General features: G+C 39.8%; 18 protein-coding genes and 4 pseudogenes. 14 read left to right on the forward strand and 8 right to left on the reverse strand.

The features are described 5' to 3' along the window. Positions 1-249 precede the first annotated feature (249 nt). Positions 250-1,627, forward strand: a pseudogene (locus NKI27_RS19450) (transposase). 211 nt (positions 1,628-1,838) lie between these two features. Here the strand turns inward: NKI27_RS19450 and NKI27_RS10330 are convergent. After that, positions 1,839-3,101, reverse strand: coding sequence for a tyrosine-type recombinase/integrase (locus NKI27_RS10330; protein WP_265045978.1), 1,263 nt, complete (start codon positions 3,099-3,101; stop codon positions 1,839-1,841). A gap of 296 nt (positions 3,102-3,397) precedes the next feature. Continuing rightward, positions 3,398-3,580: an antitoxin Xre-like helix-turn-helix domain-containing protein gene (locus tag NKI27_RS19455; RefSeq protein WP_406802325.1), complete on the reverse strand. Its 183-nt coding sequence runs from the start codon at positions 3,578-3,580 to the stop codon at positions 3,398-3,400. A 1,291-nt stretch (positions 3,581-4,871) separates the two neighbouring features. On the opposite strand from NKI27_RS19455, the gene NKI27_RS19460 reads away from it, so the two are divergent. The 5 genes from NKI27_RS19460 to NKI27_RS10350 all read left to right on the forward strand — a co-directional run bounded on the left by NKI27_RS19460 (position 4,872) and on the right by NKI27_RS10350 (position 7,574). Then, positions 4,872-5,168 (forward strand): antitoxin Xre/MbcA/ParS toxin-binding domain-containing protein, encoded by a 297-nt coding sequence (locus NKI27_RS19460; RefSeq protein ID WP_406803147.1) that lies wholly within the window; start codon positions 4,872-4,874, stop codon positions 5,166-5,168. A gap of 838 nt (positions 5,169-6,006) precedes the next feature. Further along, positions 6,007-6,396, forward strand: coding sequence for a hypothetical protein (locus NKI27_RS10335; RefSeq protein ID WP_265045979.1), 390 nt, complete (start codon positions 6,007-6,009; stop codon positions 6,394-6,396). A gap of 115 nt (positions 6,397-6,511) precedes the next feature. Further along, positions 6,512-6,811 (forward strand): hypothetical protein, encoded by a 300-nt coding sequence (locus NKI27_RS10340; RefSeq protein ID WP_265045980.1) that lies wholly within the window; start codon positions 6,512-6,514, stop codon positions 6,809-6,811. 35 nt (positions 6,812-6,846) lie between these two features. Then, the gene (locus NKI27_RS10345; protein ID WP_265045981.1) at positions 6,847-7,143 is read left to right on the forward strand and encodes a hypothetical protein; all 297 of its coding nucleotides are present in this window, start codon (positions 6,847-6,849) and stop codon (positions 7,141-7,143) included. Positions 7,144-7,313: 170 nt separating this feature from the next. Next, on the forward strand, positions 7,314-7,574 hold the full coding sequence (locus NKI27_RS10350) for a twin-arginine translocation signal domain-containing protein (RefSeq protein WP_265045982.1): 261 nt from the start codon (positions 7,314-7,316) through the stop codon (positions 7,572-7,574). 52 nt (positions 7,575-7,626) lie between these two features. Here the strand turns inward: NKI27_RS10350 and NKI27_RS10355 are convergent, their stop codons facing one another. Further along, complete coding sequence (locus NKI27_RS10355; RefSeq protein ID WP_265045983.1) at positions 7,627-7,920, reverse strand: hypothetical protein; 294 nt, start codon at positions 7,918-7,920, stop codon at positions 7,627-7,629. Next, positions 7,910-8,449: pseudogene (locus NKI27_RS10360) on the reverse strand (IS66 family transposase); the annotation flags it as partial. The pseudogene NKI27_RS10360 and the gene NKI27_RS10355, both read right to left, overlap by 11 nt. A gap of 24 nt (positions 8,450-8,473) precedes the next feature. On the opposite strand from NKI27_RS10360, the pseudogene NKI27_RS10365 reads away from it, so the two are divergent. Further along, positions 8,474-8,686, forward strand: a pseudogene (locus NKI27_RS10365) (EamA family transporter); the annotation flags it as partial. Positions 8,687-8,689: 3 nt separating this feature from the next. Further along, the gene (locus tag NKI27_RS10370; RefSeq protein ID WP_455168462.1) at positions 8,690-9,175 is read left to right on the forward strand and encodes a DMT family transporter; all 486 of its coding nucleotides are present in this window, start codon (positions 8,690-8,692) and stop codon (positions 9,173-9,175) included. A gap of 124 nt (positions 9,176-9,299) precedes the next feature. Here the strand turns inward: NKI27_RS10370 and NKI27_RS10375 are convergent, their stop codons facing one another. Then, positions 9,300-9,449 carry a hypothetical protein gene (locus tag NKI27_RS10375; protein WP_265045984.1) on the reverse strand — a complete coding sequence of 50 codons (150 nt, stop codon included), beginning with the start codon at positions 9,447-9,449 and terminating at the stop codon, positions 9,300-9,302. Between the two features lie 227 nt (positions 9,450-9,676). On the opposite strand from NKI27_RS10375, the gene tnpA reads away from it, so the two are divergent. The 4 genes and pseudogenes from tnpA to NKI27_RS10395 all read left to right on the forward strand — a co-directional run bounded on the left by tnpA (position 9,677) and on the right by NKI27_RS10395 (position 10,991). Further along, positions 9,677-9,985, forward strand: coding sequence for an IS66 family insertion sequence element accessory protein TnpA (gene tnpA / locus NKI27_RS10380; RefSeq protein WP_265045985.1), 309 nt, complete (start codon positions 9,677-9,679; stop codon positions 9,983-9,985). Beyond that, a complete protein-coding gene (gene tnpB, locus NKI27_RS10385; protein WP_265045986.1) occupies positions 9,982-10,329 on the forward strand; it encodes an IS66 family insertion sequence element accessory protein TnpB in 348 nt (115 codons plus the stop codon). The genes tnpA and tnpB overlap by 4 nt, the downstream gene beginning before the upstream one ends. 64 nt (positions 10,330-10,393) lie before the next feature. Beyond that, positions 10,394-10,756: pseudogene (locus NKI27_RS10390) on the forward strand (IS66 family transposase); the annotation flags it as partial. Positions 10,757-10,850: 94 nt separating this feature from the next. Next, on the forward strand, positions 10,851-10,991 hold the full coding sequence (locus tag NKI27_RS10395; RefSeq protein ID WP_265045987.1) for a hypothetical protein: 141 nt from the start codon (positions 10,851-10,853) through the stop codon (positions 10,989-10,991). 234 nt (positions 10,992-11,225) lie between these two features. Here the strand turns inward: NKI27_RS10395 and NKI27_RS10400 are convergent, their stop codons facing one another. Together NKI27_RS10400 and NKI27_RS10405 are read right to left on the reverse strand one after the other, a co-directional pair. Continuing rightward, positions 11,226-12,263 (reverse strand): lipase secretion chaperone, encoded by a 1,038-nt coding sequence (locus NKI27_RS10400; protein ID WP_265045988.1) that lies wholly within the window; start codon positions 12,261-12,263, stop codon positions 11,226-11,228. An 87-nt stretch (positions 12,264-12,350) separates the two neighbouring features. Beyond that, on the reverse strand, positions 12,351-13,307 hold the full coding sequence (locus NKI27_RS10405) for an esterase/lipase family protein (RefSeq protein ID WP_265045989.1): 957 nt from the start codon (positions 13,305-13,307) through the stop codon (positions 12,351-12,353). A 291-nt stretch (positions 13,308-13,598) separates the two neighbouring features. Between NKI27_RS10405 and NKI27_RS10410 the strand changes: the two genes are divergently transcribed. After that, a complete protein-coding gene (locus NKI27_RS10410; RefSeq protein WP_265045990.1) occupies positions 13,599-14,399 on the forward strand; it encodes a helix-turn-helix transcriptional regulator in 801 nt (266 codons plus the stop codon). 351 nt (positions 14,400-14,750) lie between these two features. Here NKI27_RS10410 and NKI27_RS10415 read toward each other — a convergent pair whose 3' ends face one another. Next, entirely contained in the window at positions 14,751-17,117 is a 2,367-nt protein-coding gene (locus NKI27_RS10415; RefSeq protein WP_265045991.1) for a TOTE conflict system archaeo-eukaryotic primase domain-containing protein, read from the reverse strand. Between the two features lie 192 nt (positions 17,118-17,309). Between NKI27_RS10415 and NKI27_RS10420 the strand changes: the two genes are divergently transcribed. Further along, the gene (locus tag NKI27_RS10420; protein ID WP_265045992.1) at positions 17,310-17,630 is read left to right on the forward strand and encodes a hypothetical protein; all 321 of its coding nucleotides are present in this window, start codon (positions 17,310-17,312) and stop codon (positions 17,628-17,630) included. Positions 17,631-17,844: the final 214 nt, after the last annotated feature.

The raw sequence follows: 17,844 nt of genomic DNA on the forward strand, positions 1-17,844 counted from the left end.
AAGCATGCAAGGTCTTATGATTCTGTGGATCGAAAGTATTTAGAGTTGGCAATCATTGTTTTAATCAAGCAAGAGCTGGGCTCGGCCGATTTACATATTCCTTATAGTGCAGAATATGACGATTACCGAGAGCAATTAGTGGGTGATGACGAACTTGCTAAAGAAATGCCTGTTTTTGAGGAACAAGTCGGACTTCCACTAAGTAATGCCAAGGTGTTCACTCAACATTTAAAAAGCTGGCTCACAGAAATGACGAAGCAGGCTGACGATAATTTTCCTGAAAATACGCACGCCACGATTCTCAATAATAGCATCTCGATAAAGAAAGTCGTGTCGAAAAAAACTGAAAGTAATATTGAGTTCCTGGATGATTGGCTGACAAAAAATCTACCTCCTGCCAGTATCGTTGATATTCTAACCGATGTTGAAAAATGGCTTAATTTACACAAAAAATTTGGCCCACTGTCTGGAAATCTGAGTCGTATTAGTAATCGGCAGAAACGCTTCATTGTGACGCTGTTCTGTTATGGGTGTAATTTGGGGCCAGTTCAAACAGCCAAATCGATAAAAGAGTTTAGTCGTCGTCAAGTATCGTGGTTGAATCTAAAGCACTCCTCTGAAGATAAACTTCAATCAGCTATCACCGAAGTGATTAATCGATACAAAAAGCTTGATTTACCAGGCTATTGGGGTAAAGGCAAATATGTATCCGCTGATGGCACTAAATTCGAGTTATTTGAGGAAAACTTAATATCGGAATACCATATTCGTTATGGTGGGTATGGAGGTATTGGCTATTTTCATGTGGCTGATAGCTATATTGCCTTATTCAGTCGTTTTATTCCTTGGGGCTTATGAGGCGATTTATATTTTAGATGGTTTGATTAAAAACGAATCAGACATTCAACCAGATACCGTGCATGGTGATACACAAGCTCAAAGTTATACTGTATTTGGCCTATCTTATTTATTGGGTATTAATTTGATGCCTCGCATACGAGGCCTTTCAGACCTGCAATTATTTCGTCCCGACAAACGGAACAAATATAAAAATATTGACGCACTATTTAAAGGCAACGCTATTGATTTCAAACTGATTGAGCGACACTTTATTGATATGATGCGCATTGTGATTTCTATCAAGAAAGGAAAAATATCACCTTCTGCCATTCTTAGACGGCTTGGCACTCACAGTAAGAAAAACAAACTCTACCTCGCTTTTCGTGAACTGGGAAAAGTAGTGCGAACCGTGTTTTTACTTCGATATATCAATGAAGTTGAGTTACGGCAAACCATTCAGGCAGCAACCAACAAAAGTAAAGAGTTTAATGGTTTTACTAAATGGCTATTTTTTGGAGGCGATGGGATTATTGCTGAAAACCTACGTCCAGAACAGCATAAAATAATCAAATACAATCACCTTGTCTCAAACATGGTCATTTTGTATAACGCTGAAAACATGACGAGAGCACTAAAGAAATTTGTAGAAGAAGGGCATGAGCTTACACCTGAAATGCTGGCAGGTATTTCACCGTATAGGCGTGCTCATATCAATCGATTTGGTAACTACAACATGGATATTAATCGGAATACCTCTCCGATTGGAACAACTCTAGCTTTTTCCTGAGGCTATTAAATAAATTGCTAAATCAGTATGTTAATGGGCTTTTGGCGAAAATAAGGCATTTCCCTGCCAGACCTCAATTTGGTTAGATATAAAAATTTTACTAAAGAGGGTTCTGGACAATATTCGGTTCATATAGGTCTTTAAGCACTCCTAACACATTGATTTATTTGTATTCAGTATGTGTTTTTTTGATAAGTAAGGACTTCTAAGGCTATAAGTTTTTTGATCGTTTATTTTTACCAGAGGCATGGCGCTCCCGTAAGTCAGACTCAATGTAGCGATCCGTTGTTTGCATTGATGCATGACCCGCATCATCCCTGACGTGTTCACGCGGTCTTGTTTTTACATCTTCTGAAATGCCTGTGTGTCTAAGCCAATGTACAGTGGCCACTTTTAGTTCTTGCGCGTCTTCTTCTAAACCATGTTCTTTCATCTTGTTATATGCAACGTCGAAACAATCTTGTACAACTGACCTGACAATTCGGGTACTAGTAACCGGACCTTTACCGATTATTTTGGGGAGTATTGGTGCCATGTCATCAGTGATGGGCAAGGATGATTGACCAAGGAAACGTCGGTACCGCTTCAGTGATTCCAACATATCCTCGCTCACGGTAACGATACGACTTTTATTTCCTTTACCTGTAACATGGAGCCACCAATTACCATCAACATCTTTTCTGAAATCACTCATGACCGGAATTGAACGTTCATCTGCTACGAGTTCTGAAATCCTGAGATACATGGTAAAAAGACAGTTAATTATGAATAAGGATCTTTCATACTTTTCAGGAGCTTGGTTCGCTAGCTCTTCAATCGTTTCAATAACATATTCCCACTGCAAGTTACTGACACGCCGAACCGGAGATTTGTGTTGTTGTTTTTTCATGTATTTACTTTTTTGCCGAATCAAAGCAACAGGATTCATCGTACAGATTTCTTCTTGTATCAAAAAATTAAAGAATGAAGATAAAATTGAAAACGTTGCCTGAATACCTGCGGGGGAAAAAATATAATCCTTTATAGCCGGTTTGATGCCTTTCCTAGCTTCATCTTTTTTAACGTGCACAACAAACGGTCGCCAATCTGGATTTTGAAGTCGCTCACCATTCATCAATTTAAAGCGTGCAACATTCTTAATACCAATCCAATGCTTTGGAGGGCTAATACAGAACGCTATGTATTGTTCGATATCTTCTCTTTTTAATTCTAACACTGGACATTCATGTATATGCCACGACCAAAGTAAGATTCGTTCTATTTCACGGCGATATGAATTAAAGGTCGCAGAACTGCCATTGTAGCTGTACAAAAATTTCCAGGCGTATTCATAATCGATTTCAGATTTGGATAGTATTTCCTCTTTGTTTTGAAAAAATACTGACGTATCAAATACCTTCTTATTGAAAGGATTATCTAGGTGTTCTAAATTGTCGAAGACTACTTTTGGTATAATTTGTGAGGCAGTGGACATGTCATTAGTAATTATTTGAAGAAGTTAACGCTAATAATAGAGGTAATTTCTAGTATGTCAATATTCCGATAATAACAATAATCGGAATATATGGCGTGATAGTCGAATAGACATAGTATTCATATCATCTCTCTCAAGTCTGCGATTCATTTTTGTTATTCGATAAATAGGAATGATTAAGCGAACACCCCGTGTTCTAGGCGCCCGATCAGGTCCAGCATTGCTCTTGTATTTGCAAAGGTAGCTATCATATCTACTGGACGACTCCCTCCGACTCCTCTAATAGATTGATACAATCAAGTCCTTGCGGAATTAATATCGCCTTCGAAGAGGTCTATCGCTGCCTTCAACACTTTCGCAAAACGAAACAGGCGGTCACTCTCATCCCGATTGAAGCGGCCTGCCTGAAATCTTCGTTTCAGCGTTGCAGGAGTTATAACGGTGACTTTAGCCTGTTCCTTTTTATCAAGCCCCGACACATGTGTCAGTTTGCTGTATACGGTCTAAGAAAGTCCGCTGTGAACAGCTTCATGCAACCTGGCTTCCTACCGCAGCCCAAAAGTTAGTTTTGCTTTGTTGTTCTGGTCGGTATTCCTTAACCGAGGTTTTCATTTTATTATTCTACCTGCCATACTGGTAATGAATCTTTTTCTAATCCCCAATACTGTTCACCTTAAATCGCTATGTCTACAACTCTCTCGACGTATGGTAAACCATTAAAAGTTATTATTTTGGCTATTGATTCTGTTTATCAAGGGAAATGCTGCAATCGCTGCTTCAAACCAAGCTTAAGCCTCTTTGCAAACACTGTAATTGTTTGAAGCATCGATTTGTCATGGATTGATAGATCAGGATCTGTCAGCGCAATGCCCTCAAGAAACCTAACCCAGAACTATCGATAGGTCGGCACTACTAAGCCTTCTCTTTTCAGATATTTAGTACGCTTTTTAGTAATTGATAGTAAATCCCAATAAATTGGTGCTTGCTGCTCATATATCTATGCATGTGGGTGCCGTCCTATCTTGCACTGACTGCTGAAGTACCCTATACACCAATGCTGAAAAAAAATGACCAGGCCGCTGGTTAACTTGAATTTTAAACCAATACGTCAAAATTTATTACTGTGACCGTTCGGCTCCATTGCATACCGTTATGCAACACATGAATATGTAATGCCACTCCCCCTACCCTTTATTCCTAAATCGACAGGTGCAAATAGGAATTTTCTTTACTATCCTATGTTGAGTAAAAGAAAAAATGGTTCTCACCAATCACTTTTGAAATTATTTTGACTGTACAAATATTAACCGCATCGTACTATTGGCAATATATATAGTGCAACGTTATATTTCCACAGAGTTATTCACACTTACTGTTGATAACAGTCGTTTATAATTTTGGCCAAAGAATGTCTAGACATAGAATGGCTATATATATAGCACCTTGTTCTTTCGCTCTCAATTACACTGTAAGATAAATCTATCCCGATACCTAAGCATTAAACAGCGATTGATCAAACTATAGTAGTGAGTTCAAAATGGTTAACGACGTTACAAAGTCTTTAAATCGAAAATGTGTAGGGCTAGTAGCGCTTAAAGGATTTTTTAGGATTACTGATGAGTGGGAATTAAAACCATCTCAGCAAAAGATATTATTAGGTAATATTCCCAGTAGCAGTTTTGCCCAGTATAAAGCTCTTTCAGAAGTTAACCTGACTAACGACGTGTTTGAGCGCATCTCTTACATATTCGGTATATATAAATACTTAGAATTCTATTTCCCTCTTTAGAGCAAGCGTCTTCCTGGATAAAAAAGAATAATTCTGCCGTTCCTTTTAACGGCAAAAGTGCTTTGGACTATATGCTCGCTGGAAGAGTTAGTGATCTAGCCGAAGTTCGCTGCTACCTAGATTCCGCGTTAAATAGCCCTTGTGCTCTAGATAGTTACCAACTGCAACTCATTTCTCAGTTGTATTACGCCAATCCAAGAAACAAACATTATAGCGACCTACTGTTGACAAAACTTTCAAGCTCTAGCAACGTGAACAGTAATAATCATGGAGTTTAACCTAAAAGGTATAGTGTAGTTTGACCATGCCTCTTCGCCGAAAGCCATGATCAACAATCATCTTTGTGTAGTCGGCTTCAGACTCTAAGCGGACCCTTGAGATGGTCTAATAGCTAGGGTCCCCCTAATGCATTTATTTACCGGGTGAATTTGGCCTCTACAAAATTACCTTTGCTCTTAGAATTTATGAAGTCCACGTAACTACCTTTAAAGCTTGTTCTCTTATGGGTTGCAAAGATCTCCACAAAAATCAGATATTTCCTTTTGAGTATTGAAGTTGATAGACTGGGCTAATGAATTCTTTTCGGAAAATAAATCAACGGATACTGTTTTCCTAGACAATATTGCTTTCGCTGCTGATATTGTGCGCTCAGGGTGTGACTCTGCACGTCCATAGTTTTGACCATGCCCCTTGTTACGTCCCGCCTAAATTCAGAGCTTTCATCTCGACCTATTTAGCGTGAGATAAACAAGATCATCCCACACTACCTTAGGGATACACCCTCCCCAAAGCAGCATGAGATATAACTCGTCAAAAATCCAGATCATCCTCCCATAAATCCAGATTAGGATTTCTATCCGGCTGACAATTTTGTAAGTGACGCCGGACCTGGTGGCGATACTTTTCTTCCGTCGCCATTAATACCCGCTCCAGCAGATCATATAATTCAAAAGCGGCTTCGGAGTTAACTCCAGGTCAAGAAAAAAGAAAAAATATTAAAGTTGCTCTTGACCTGTGCCTTGCACACAGGTCTATATTGATTAACAAGATACTTCTTCTGGTTGGTTTTTGTAGGTAGCAATTTGTATTTAAGATAAATACGAAGGCAAACATAAAATGATTGAACGGCAAGCAAAACTTATTTTACACATACTGATACTAATGATGCTCTTAGCTTCATCTAGCCAGTTTGCTGTGGCTGAAAGTTTTGACTCAAGCAATCAAGTATTGGCTGCTGAAAATAGTTCAGGTACATTCAATCAGGCCTATCACGACAGCCACCTTCAGAAGCAAAGTATTGACCAAAACAGCAATGTAAGTCCTTCATCAATAAATCATTGCCCAGACAACAAGTCACTTCTCCACTGTGGCGGTTGTATGTTATGTGCCGCCGTATTCACTCTGATGCCAGAGAAAATTGAAGTTGGTAGCATCTATCAATCCTATTACATTGACCGTTTTTTCTTCGCCTATCTCGACAAAGAGATCAGACCTCCTCGCATTTAAAGCCACTCCCAAGTCAGAAGCTCTTAAACTGCTACCAATTGGGTAACACTTGAGCAGACACTTTAAAAAGTCAAAGAAATAACACTTGGTTATTGAATATCGTGAGGATATATCTATGTCTAAATTAACGGCGATCACTAGCACCTTAGTTTTAACTTTCTCAATGTCATCATTTGCAGATGGTGGAAATCAGTGGGAGGAAAGAGTTTTAAAAGTGTCTTCTCCCCATTTACATCATGGCGCACCAGCGGCGAGTGAAATGAACCATACAGCCGTTCAGCATAAACGTTGGTTATTTGATGATGCCGATAACAGTCCTTTGAATGATGATGCCAGTCATCCCCCTGTTGCAATTCAGGCCCATATGAATCACATGGGTTCTGACCATAAACGAATGAGTGTTGGAAGCAACTAAGCATCCACTAATATAAAATTATTGAGGTATATAAAATGAAAACTTTTACTGCGATTACAACAATACTTCTTCTTACTTTTTCAATGGGGGCGCTAGCAGAAGGCGGAAATCTCTGGGAAAAGAAAGCTGAAAAAATTCAAACAGTCTATCTTCAACATGGAGACCCTAGAGCTGTTGATATGAATCATACAGCGGCAGAGCACAAGCGTTGGGTATTTGATGATGCCAAAAATAGTAATCTAGATAGTGATGTAAGTCATGCGCCCCATGCCATGCCTGCACACACTGAGCATATGGCTTCTGACCATAAGCGAATGGATGTAGGTAGGTAGTAATTAATATTAAATATGATAAAAAAGCCCTCAATTTACCAGGGCTTTTTTTTCAACTATATTTACTGTTAGAAAGATAAGTTTTTTTACAATTACCAAATTAATACTGCTAAATATAATGTGGACAGCCTTGCCAATCTACCATCAATAGATCAGCTAAGAGAGAACACATGAAAGATCTTAATTACACATTTTTCGGAAATGCCAAAATCTCAAGACGTCGGTTTGTATCGGGTATTGCTGCAGGAGGGGCATTAATTGGCATGGGCGTAACTCCCAACAGTGCATCGTCGAAAATTTCACCTTCAAAAAATAATCCTACCACACTAATTGGCAATCAGTTTAATCTTAATATCGGATACCTCCCCATAAACTTCACTGGCAGTGAACGAATAGCTACTTCAATAAATAATTCTGTTCCTGCGCCGTAACCGGTCATTTTCAGGTGTCATTGCACTAACAGGAGTTTAATGCCCTTTAACCTTACGGCTCCAGCGACATGACGATTCTGACGATCTCACGTAAGTCCTCTTCCTTAATGATCTGGTATTCATCATATGTGTTCAGCGTATACTGTGAGAGTATCCCGTTCATTTTAGAGAACCCGCCAAGGATCTTATGCCGGTGCTTTGATTTCAACCCTTCTAGGGCTAAACCTGCATATGCACCTGCAACCAAGTGGCTCTTTTGCCAAAGCTCTAATGGGGAGTCAGAAGCAATCGCTCTGACTTTAGCCGCACTATCAGACCAGTCCTGGTAAACCTTTTTATCTGCCATTAGTTAAATTCTCCACATCTGAGCGCATTGGATTCGCTGCAAATTTTTCTTTCCACACCCTAGGGGTTAGTTCTCCAACCTTACTGGCTGGATGACAACTAATACGCTGTAAAACATCAATTAAGTAGTCATAAGGGTTAACGCCATGTAACTTGCAAGTCACTAGCAGGCTTTGAATAACACCAACCTGTTCCGCGCCAAACTCCGTCCATGAGAACAACCAGTTCCGACGCCCCATGGGGATCACCCGAAGCGCCCGTTCAAGGTGATTAGTATCCATTGGCACCTCAGGATCATTTAAGTAAACACGTAGCGCTGCCTCACGCTTCATTACATAAGCCAGGGCTTTGGATAGAGGGTTACTTTTCACCAGATCAATGCGTTGTCGCTGTTCGTGACACCAATTAAAAAACGCATCCACTACTGGTGTACTGTTTTGGTGACGATAATCCTGTTTTTCCTGGCCAGTTAATGACTGCTCACGAATGACTTTCTCATGCTCATACAGTCGGCCAATATAAGCTAAGGCAATCGCCCTTTTCCCAATAATACGAAGGAATGGATTACTATTACTTTTGCTGGATTTACTGCTACTAGTATTGGCTTTTGGGGGATGTTTTATGCGGGAAGTTTGTTATCGCCAGGTTTAGCGACCGTCATTACAAACACTCAACCATTGATTGCAAGCTTGCTTGGTTGGTACTTTCTTAGTGAACGTCCAAGTAAAAACTCAATGATTGGTATAGGGCTAGGCTTTATTGGAATATTTATCATAAGCTCAGGGTCAATTACACTTAATAACCCAAATATGGTTCAAGGCATATTATTCGTTCTCATTGCGGCCATAGGCATTGCCGTTAGTAATATTTTACTTAAACGAATTGCTAACAAAGTGGATATCTACAACGCCATGGGGTTACAGCTCTGTATCGGAGCGATTCCTTTAGGGGCCCTCAACCTTTATCAAGGTAACATACTGTCGTTACAACTTACTCTTGATTACATATTAATTCTATCAGTCCTGACATTATTCGGCACTGCGTTACCTTTTGTTTTGTGGTTCTGGTTATTACGAAGAGCGCCACTCTTTAAACTAAATGTTTTTAGTTTCTTAACACCTGTTTTTGGATTATTAATAGGATATATATATTTCTTTGAGTTATTGTCTCCTATTCAATGGCTAGGTATATTTATTACTGGAATTGCTATTTTTATGGTAGGTAGATCTAACGAAGCAATAGAGATAAGCTCATAATTAGAACCGATAACTATCTCCAGTGTTAAATTACTTCCCATATACCTATATCCACCGAGCCTTGAGTTTAACCTCCAATTTCACAAGGCAAGGTGGAAAGTAGTATAAGAAGACTGAATCTGACTTAGTCAGTGCCAAACATTTCTCGTTTATAGTCACTGGCTCTCATGCCATGTCTTTCAGCTCCTTTAATCGTATGAGGATGTACTTTATGTCCATGAGGGTGCTCTTCCATCGCATCTTCATGGATTACATAAGACTCCCCTTCTGGCACTCCTGCAGCAGTTGGCTCAGTTAAGTTGTGTATATGGATAACTTCATCTTTGCTGAAATCTTCAGGAGGCTGAAGCTCTTCTTTCTTAGTCGCCTTTCCTTCAGCAAGCGAATACGTAGTTACTGCTGTAAAAAACAGTATAGATAAGTAAGCGTCACGCGAAGCACACCTAATATGAATCTCAACAATTAATTACGCTAGTTCCAAAATTCAAAAGGAACTAGCACATGACAAAAAAACGACCCAAACACGACTGGCCAGCCATCTTTGCCACTCAAAAAGAAAGCGGTTTAACCATTTCAGAGTTCTGCTCCAAACATAAAATCAGCAGCTCTGCTTTCTATCTTAATAAGCAGCGTCACTCGACGGGCAATAACTTTGTCGAAGCGAAAGTTGTTCGACAGATATCTGAAAAAGTCACGCAAGCGACACGCCCTAAACAAACCATCACGCTAATCACCCAAGCCGGTGAGCTGTCTTTTCCTGAGTCGATATCATCTGACTTTTTGGTCAGCGTGATAAAGGGCTTATCATGAAGATGTTTGTTCAGCCTTCGCGCATTTATCTTCATCGGCAATTTGTCGATTTCAGAAAATCGATTAACGGCCTTTCTGTGATCATTGAGTCTGAGATGAATCTGCCAGCCATGAGCGGTGCTTTGTTTATTTTCTGCAACAAAGCCAAGGATAAATTGAAGATACTTTATTGGGATAAAACCGGCTTTGCCTTATGGTATAAACGACTTGAAAAAGATAAATTCAAATGGCCAAGCCGTATTGATGAAGCGTGTTTAGAGTTGAATGAACAGCAGTTGTCTTGGTTGCTGGAAGGCTATGATGTCATCGGTCATCAAGCTGTCAATTATCAAAATATTATGTAATAAAATCAGACAAATAGTATAAATAAAAACAGCAAGTTAGCGTGTGTTTTGTTAAAATACACGCATGAAAACAGACATCGAATCACTCCCTGACGACCCTATTTTACTGAAGAAACTTCTCGCAGAAAGAGATGAGACTATCGCTTATCTTACTGAACAGTTTCGTTTAGCTCAGCATAAACAATTTGGTAAAAGCACTGAAGGCTACCCGGGTCAGGGTGAGTTATTTAATGAGGTGGAGCAATTAGCAGATGAGTCTGAAGCAGAGCCTACCGAAGCCGAAAAAGAGTCGATCACCTACGAGCGTAAAAAACCGGTTCGTAAACCTTTACCAAAAGACTTACCACGTGATGTCATCATTCACGACCTGGCAGACGAAGACAAAAGCTGTGATGACTGCGGTCATGAACTACATCGCATGGGTGAAAGAGCAAAGGGGACGGAGGGATTTCTTTTTAACCAAATTTGATTTGATTAATATTTAATCCCTCCACCCCCCTTTTTCTCTTACTGTGCTATCTTTGGCACGTGATTTATCCGATGCGGTTCAGTCTTATGCGGGTGGAATTAAACTAGACACCCTATTTATCGACGAAGGCTTTAGCTGTCTCGATATAGAATCACTCGACGCCGCAAAGAGTCTTAACAAACCTACAAGCTAGCGAACTTATGATAGGTCTCATTTCACACGTAACAGACTCAAAGAACAAATGGCAAATAGGATTGACGTTATTGGCAGCCGCACAGGAAGTGGTATAAGAATTATTTCGACATAGAGAGTACCTAATGCTTATCTCGTAACTACTTTAGTTAAGCCTAAATTTTATTTATGTTTGCCAAAGAATAAACTTAATATGAGAAAGAAGTAAGGACTGAAATAAAGATAACAGCGGCTTCTACAAGCTACTATTTAGCGCCCTAACCCTGAGCCTTTCAGTACCCGAAAAATTCACGTCGATTATGTTATTGATCGCACGCAATTGATCTGCCTGACTAAGCCCGGAGTCAATAATCGCATCTCGTTGTTGTTTGTAGCCTGTTAAACGCTTCTGCCATTGCGCTCGGTCGTCGTCTAATTTTGCTAAGGCTTCTGCAGCCTCCGTTCCTAAAGACTCTTCTCTTATTTGAAAAACCGCTTCATTACTGAAACCTTCAGATTTCATTTTTTCTGCACGTGCATACAAGTTTCCATGCAATGAGACCTTTTTTCTAACAGACCTAATTTCTTCTGGAAGCGTTTGTTCTAGGGCATCTATATTTTGCCTCTTTGTTTCTTCATCCAATGCTTGGTCGCGGGTTATTTCTATGCGAGAGATCATGTAGTTATCATAAAGCTCTTCTTGTTCGAAAAACTGCTGGTATTCGACCGGATCAAAGTAGCTTGACCTTAAAGCACTCAACTGAGATTTCTGATGCTTAATATTTTCAATAGCTGAATTTGAGTGAACCAGTGGACTTGGTGCTTCTTGATCAATACTTACTAGTTCAATTTTATAGTCAACATAGCGTTTCAATAAGGATAAAGCCTGTTCTAGCGCAGGGGATTTCAATTGAGAGTCTAGTTCTGACTGAATTCTCTGAAGCACCTGCTCGAAAGGCTCTTCACCAATGGAAGATAAATAAAATTCAAACAATTCTTTTAAAGACTCATCTACCCGTAAATTGCCTTCACTATCTGTGAGAATATTTGTTTCATGCTCTATACCAGCTAATGACGGGACGTTATCTGAGTGAATTTTCACTATTTTATGATTAAGGGCATCATCAAGTAACCGCTGGTTTGTTGCTTTTGCAGATGTAATTGTTTCAGCGTTTCCTGCACCTACAGAAGTTACAGTGTCACCAAAGTGATTAGGTTTGCTAACAAGGTAGCTCGTTAACAAAACGACAGCTAGAAACAAGCTACTTGCGATGATCGTTTTTTTCGTGTTCATAGTGTAAACCGCAGAGTTAGTTGAGATAAGTTTAATAAAGGATTGTTAGGGAGTAACAATCCTTCAATGTGCTAGCGGTAATTACACTTACATACCTGCCTTTTTTAGACGATTAGCATGGTTTTTGAAAACGGTTTTAGGGTTAGTTTCAAAAATAGAAACAAGGCCTAGAACGTGGTTATTAATATCAAGATGGTTCATGAAGTAATCATCACGCAATATTGAGCCGAAGTGACTGGAACAAATACCCGTAACACCATCGTTTGCTTCGTCAAATGCAAGACTGGTAATAGCAAATAATGCGTCTGAGATATCAAGACCACCGGTTAAATGCCCAGTACCGCCCCAAGAATATAACTTAATATTTTCACCGTTTATCGTAACATTCGATGGCCCAGCTCCACATTCTGATGCGGGTAAGCCAAGCGGAAAGTTAGCATTGAACTGTGCAGCACCAGCTTCATTAAATTCACCAAGCATTGCGTAAATATCAGACTGATCTTTTTTATTATCAGAAAGTAAATTCACTAAATTACCAACCGTATTCGCAAATACTTCGAATAAAACGCCTTGCACAGATTCTGGCGGAGCAATATCTGTTACCAAATCTGCAAGTGGTGAACCTGTATGTGGTGTCGCCATAGTCGTGACTGAAGCAACTAGGTCTGGACGAACATTCATAACGTAACGTGCCGTCATACCACCTTGGCTGTGGCCCATAAGATTAAACTTCTGAATACTACCACCAGACGCTGCCTGAATTTCTTCCAGTTGAGCAATAAGCGCCTCACCACGCATCGCAGAACTATCAAATGCATTAATCTTTGCTACATGAACTTCAGCACCTTTTGCTTCTAAACTAGCTGGAATTTGATACCAATAATCAATGCCTGCAATCGTGTCGAAAGCAAAGATACCCGGTACTAGAACGATAGGGTGTTTTGTTTTTGTATAGCTAAAGAAATCGGAAAACCATCCGGCCTGTGCCTGAGATGAAAGCGCGATTGTTAATACCGTCGCTAAGGGAATTAATATTTTTTTCATAGTCTCGTCCTTAAAATATTATTTTTATTGCTGAAGGAATTTCAACATGGCAAGAATAGAATTTACGAAAAGGGCGACGCTTGTAAGATTTGATAATGTTTGTTTTTATCTGTTGAAATCGATAAACAGCTCACTAAAAGGGAATGATGTGGGTGAGCTTGAACTTTTTATCTTTTATAGTATACAGGTGTAAGCTGTATTGTGGTTTTTTATAGGGCCTTGTTTAGCGATAGCAGTAACCAACTTTAAGCTGCATAGCAACAAAAAAATGAGTCAATATCGAGTGATATTATGGTGCATAACATTAACCCATCCTTGTTATATCTATGGGATAAGCGAACGCTATATATTGGCCCCTTGTTTGAAACTCTAGATCTATCACAAGGTGCAGCAGCCTTAGTGGTTGCCCTAGATAAACCTATAACCTTTCAAACAAAAGAACAATTAGAGCCAATAGAATGCTGGAGTTTGCTTTTACCAGCAGGTATGTCCGTTCGTGTAGAGACCCATAATGCGATTATTGTGAACTGCAATTTGGACCCGCTTGGCGTCGATTATTCTTCATTATCACGATTGATGCAGAAACATGAGAATGGGATAGGATATCAATTATTTTGTGAAGATGAGTTTATTGCTGACTTTTGGGAAATGTATCGATCACAATTAGAATCGAAGCCTGCATACGAATACATTGAGCACCTACTAACCAAGAATAATCAGGCTTGTATGGATTGCTACGACACTGATCCGCGCGTTGTGGAAGTAATAAAATTAATTAAACAAACAATAGGTGATAATTTATCACTTGATGACCTTGCGTTAGCTGTCAACCTATCAGCCTCACGCTTAGTTCAATTATTTAAGCAACAAACTGGTGTTCCAATTCGCCGCTATCGCCTATGGCATCGATTATATGTAACAGCTATTTTAGTCGGTCAGGGAGAAAATTTAACAGAGGCGGCGGTTGCGGCTGGCTTTAATGACTCATCACACTATTGCCACACTTTCAGGTCAATGTTGGGCTTTACGCCATCCTTTCTCTTAGCTCAACCGAATAAGCTTCGGATAATTATTCCTGACGAAACAAACTGAGACAAACCAACTATTAAAGAAAATAACTTGCTCTTCACCTTTTCAGATGAACTCGAACATCCGCTGATATCCTAAAAAAATACATATGAAAAACAATTAATCAGATTTCAGACATTGAGATAAGCTGAGCCAAAGAAACGATCGCTAATGATAGCGGGCTTTTAAAGAATAATCTGGAGTTTTAAAGAGAGTGGATATGTAGCAACAAATGGCTGTGCAGAACAACATATAAAGTGAGCAAAATTCTCACTTTTTAGTCGACCATTTTTATTTATTATTCTAAGTCATTGTTATTTATTGTTTTTATCAGGCATTAAGATTTTCTAGTAAATTTAGTACTTTCACATTGATCTAGACCAATGATCCCTGAATAAAACCATCCGATCCTGACTCGAAAACAGTATAACCTAAGGCTCTATAACCTTTCTGGCGACGCTGAAACATTCTTTGCAACATTGGAAGCTGATTATCCACATAGTCATAAATGACGACTTTTTCTTTCCCTTCCGCTGTACGATGAATACGACCAGCATATTGAGCTAACGACCCTTTCCAGGAAATCGGAAGCGCTAGAAATAGTGTGTCGAGTTTTGGAAGGTCAAACCCTTCTCCAATGTATTTACCTGTCGCTATCAGCACTTGTGATTCATCCAAGGATGCCATTGCATCTTTGCGTTCTTTCACTTTCATTCCCCCACGAAGAACAGTGAATGAAATACTTTTATCTTTCAATAGATCACTGAGTAGCTCAACATGCTCGCGCCTTTCTGTTAGCAGGATTGGGTTACGACCTTCGTTGACAGAAAGCGCCACATCATTAATGATTTGTTGGTTTCTGCTCTCACTCTCCATTAACCACCGATATACCTCAGCAATATGAGGTCGAGATTCAGGATTCAACATCTCTGTTGGCGGAATGCTAGAAATAAGTTTAGTAATAACCCTCTGATCAAACTGGTTTTGTTTTGATGAAGCAACAGCATGCCGAATAGGCCCTGCATGCATAAATATAATGGGTTGATGGCCATCCTGCCTTTGAGGTGTTGCGGTCACACCCAGAACATATTTCGCATGAATTTCATTAAGCAAACGCTCATAGTTGGGTGCAGAAATGTGGTGACATTCATCAATAATGACTTGGCCATACTCGAAAACCGCAGGGTCCACGGTATTGTCGGTTCGATTGATTAGGCTTTGGTACGTTGCCACATCAATCATCCCGGTAGCCTTTCGTTTACCTCCACCTATAACGCCAATCTCGGCATTATCTAAAAACATCGACAAGCGCTCCTTCCATTGGTCCAGCAGCTGTCGACTATGCACAAGTATCAGTGTGTTTACTTTACGTTTATGAATTACACCAATCGCAGTAATCGTTTTTCCAAAAGCTGTCGGTGCGTGCAACACCCCCACATCATGTTGACTTAGGGCCTTCACGGCAGATTTCTGGTCAGGCCTCAGTTCCCCTTTAAACTTGATGCCTTTCTGTTTTTGTCCTGTTTGTCTCTTTTCATCAATTTCTATCTGAATTTCTTGCTGGTTTAGGATTTCCGTAACCTCGTCAAAACAACCTCTTGGTAAACACAGATAGCCTTGTTCAATGGTCGCCAAACAAATGAAGCGAGGAATGCCGTTGGTTGAAAAACGCAGCGCTTGAGTTTTAAAGAACACAGGGTTGGAGAAACTGGCAACGCGCTTCATTCTCGCAATTAGAGCCTGGGGCATTCCTTCGATGGGGATGTAGATCTTGTTTGCCAAAACAACGGCAACTTTGAGAGGGCAGCCTTCAATTTTATCCTTTTTAACAGGGAAAGATTTCTCCCAAGGTTTTAGGTCTAGACTATTGTCTGAGTTGTCTTCGAGTTGATCCAACAAATCATATAGCTCACGTCGACTTACCCTTTTTACTTTAGCTAACTCTGCCCATTGATCTGTATCAGCTTTAAACTGCTCATCAATAAATACTGAATTTCCAACTTTTCTAGGTTCATTCTGTAAGGGCAGTGCAATAAGATTTCCTAAGCCGCCTTCAGGCATGGTGTCTTGATTAGGAAACAGTCGGTCATAAGACTCAAAGGATAAACCGGCATGTTTCTCCATTGCTTTATCTAATAGCGAAAAACCTAATCTTCGAGCATCTTTCGCAGGAACGGTTTCTTCAAAGAATACCCAAACATGCGCACCGTTACCGGATCGAGATCGCTCAACGAGAACTGGTAAAGAAAAGTCTAAACAAATTTCTCTATATGCAGTGATGGATTGCTGCCAATCTGACTTATCGAAATCTACCGCTAATAACCAGCAATCATCACCCTGTAAAAGAGGGTATAAACCAACAGTATGTTTGCCGGCAAGGTGATCATAGATAACCGCATAATCAATAGCACTTAATGCTCTATGCTGGCAGTCACCGCATTTTATACGAGGCTTGTGACAAATCCCTTGGCGCCATTCGTTGCTGCATGCAACGGCATAGCCACTTCGGCCCTGCTTGTTTTCCCATCGTCGAGAAAATATATCGGTTCGGCCTTTAAAGAGGCAGGAAAACAAAGCCACTTTGTCATCCACGCTGAGTGTTTCGATTTGAATAGCGGGTATCTGTTTTTCCGTAAATTGGTTCTGAAGAAGGTGCTTACGCTCGAGCAAGGCAGATTTTTCTTTTTCTATAGCTGCCAATTGAGTTTCTATATGTGCTAATTCTTGCTCTAGGGAGTCCATATTTCATCCTGCAATAGCAGTCAGTCTAATCCATTTAGGTCATTATGCTTGTCACCAATTCAATATGCCAAACTGAGACCTTTGCACGACGTCACGAGCGTAGCAAAGGTCTCAAACTATATTGATACCAGAAAATAGTGCTCTACAATAGCTGGTCGTGAAAGTTATTATGCCGAAATTACTTGTCAAACCATGGAATTTTCCGGTTGTATCAGTTTTGATGGTAAAATATTAATACAGGTTTGTGTTCTAAATGTGATTTTTACTAACTGGAGCAAACTACCAAAAATGATAATTTTTGATGTAGAAGCAAGCGGTTTATCAGACGATAGCTACCCAATTGAAGTCGCTTGGCAAGATAGCAATGATCCAGAGTGCTTCGACAGTTTTCTGATTAATCCGAATGAAACCTGGAAGCATTGGGATGATTACGCAGAGATAGATAATGCACTAATGACTTTAGAGAATGACATTTCAAAATTCCTCATAACAATTCATGGTATAAGTCGATAACTAACCCGTTACCTGACGAAAAAACTAAACCTGAAAAGACTGAGGAATTAACTTTGGCGGCCGCTTTAGGCCAGTTAAAATACAGGAATTGTAATATTTATCGGCTCTATGAACCCATATATCATTATGATGCACAAAATTTATTGCGCCATACGAAAACAAACAACAACCACTACATGAGGGACCAGAACTGTGATGACAATTCTGCGCTAAA

The organism is Alkalimarinus alittae (assembly GCF_026016465.1).
Taxonomy (GTDB): Bacteria; Pseudomonadota; Gammaproteobacteria; order Pseudomonadales; family Oleiphilaceae; genus Alkalimarinus; species Alkalimarinus alittae.

Coding starts and splice junctions, on each gene's coding strand:
- NKI27_RS10405 (WP_265045989.1), bottom strand. CDS start 13,307: ATGAAAAAAATATTAATTCCCTTAGCGACGGTATTAACAATCGCGCTT.
- NKI27_RS10410 (WP_265045990.1), top strand. CDS start 13,599: ATGGTGCATAACATTAACCCATCCTTGTTATATCTATGGGATAAGCGA.
- tnpB (WP_265045986.1), top strand. CDS start 9,982: ATGAAGATGTTTGTTCAGCCTTCGCGCATTTATCTTCATCGGCAATTT.
- NKI27_RS10420 (WP_265045992.1), top strand. CDS start 17,310: ATGGAATTTTCCGGTTGTATCAGTTTTGATGGTAAAATATTAATACAG.
- NKI27_RS10350 (WP_265045982.1), top strand. CDS start 7,314: ATGAAAGATCTTAATTACACATTTTTCGGAAATGCCAAAATCTCAAGA.
- NKI27_RS10400 (WP_265045988.1), bottom strand. CDS start 12,263: ATGAACACGAAAAAAACGATCATCGCAAGTAGCTTGTTTCTAGCTGTC.
- tnpA (WP_265045985.1), top strand. CDS start 9,677: ATGACAAAAAAACGACCCAAACACGACTGGCCAGCCATCTTTGCCACT.
- NKI27_RS10355 (WP_265045983.1), bottom strand. CDS start 7,920: ATGGCAGATAAAAAGGTTTACCAGGACTGGTCTGATAGTGCGGCTAAA.
- NKI27_RS10340 (WP_265045980.1), top strand. CDS start 6,512: ATGTCTAAATTAACGGCGATCACTAGCACCTTAGTTTTAACTTTCTCA.
- NKI27_RS10415 (WP_265045991.1), bottom strand. CDS start 17,117: ATGGACTCCCTAGAGCAAGAATTAGCACATATAGAAACTCAATTGGCA.
- NKI27_RS10345 (WP_265045981.1), top strand. CDS start 6,847: ATGAAAACTTTTACTGCGATTACAACAATACTTCTTCTTACTTTTTCA.
- NKI27_RS10330 (WP_265045978.1), bottom strand. CDS start 3,101: ATGTCCACTGCCTCACAAATTATACCAAAAGTAGTCTTCGACAATTTA.
- NKI27_RS10335 (WP_265045979.1), top strand. CDS start 6,007: ATGATTGAACGGCAAGCAAAACTTATTTTACACATACTGATACTAATG.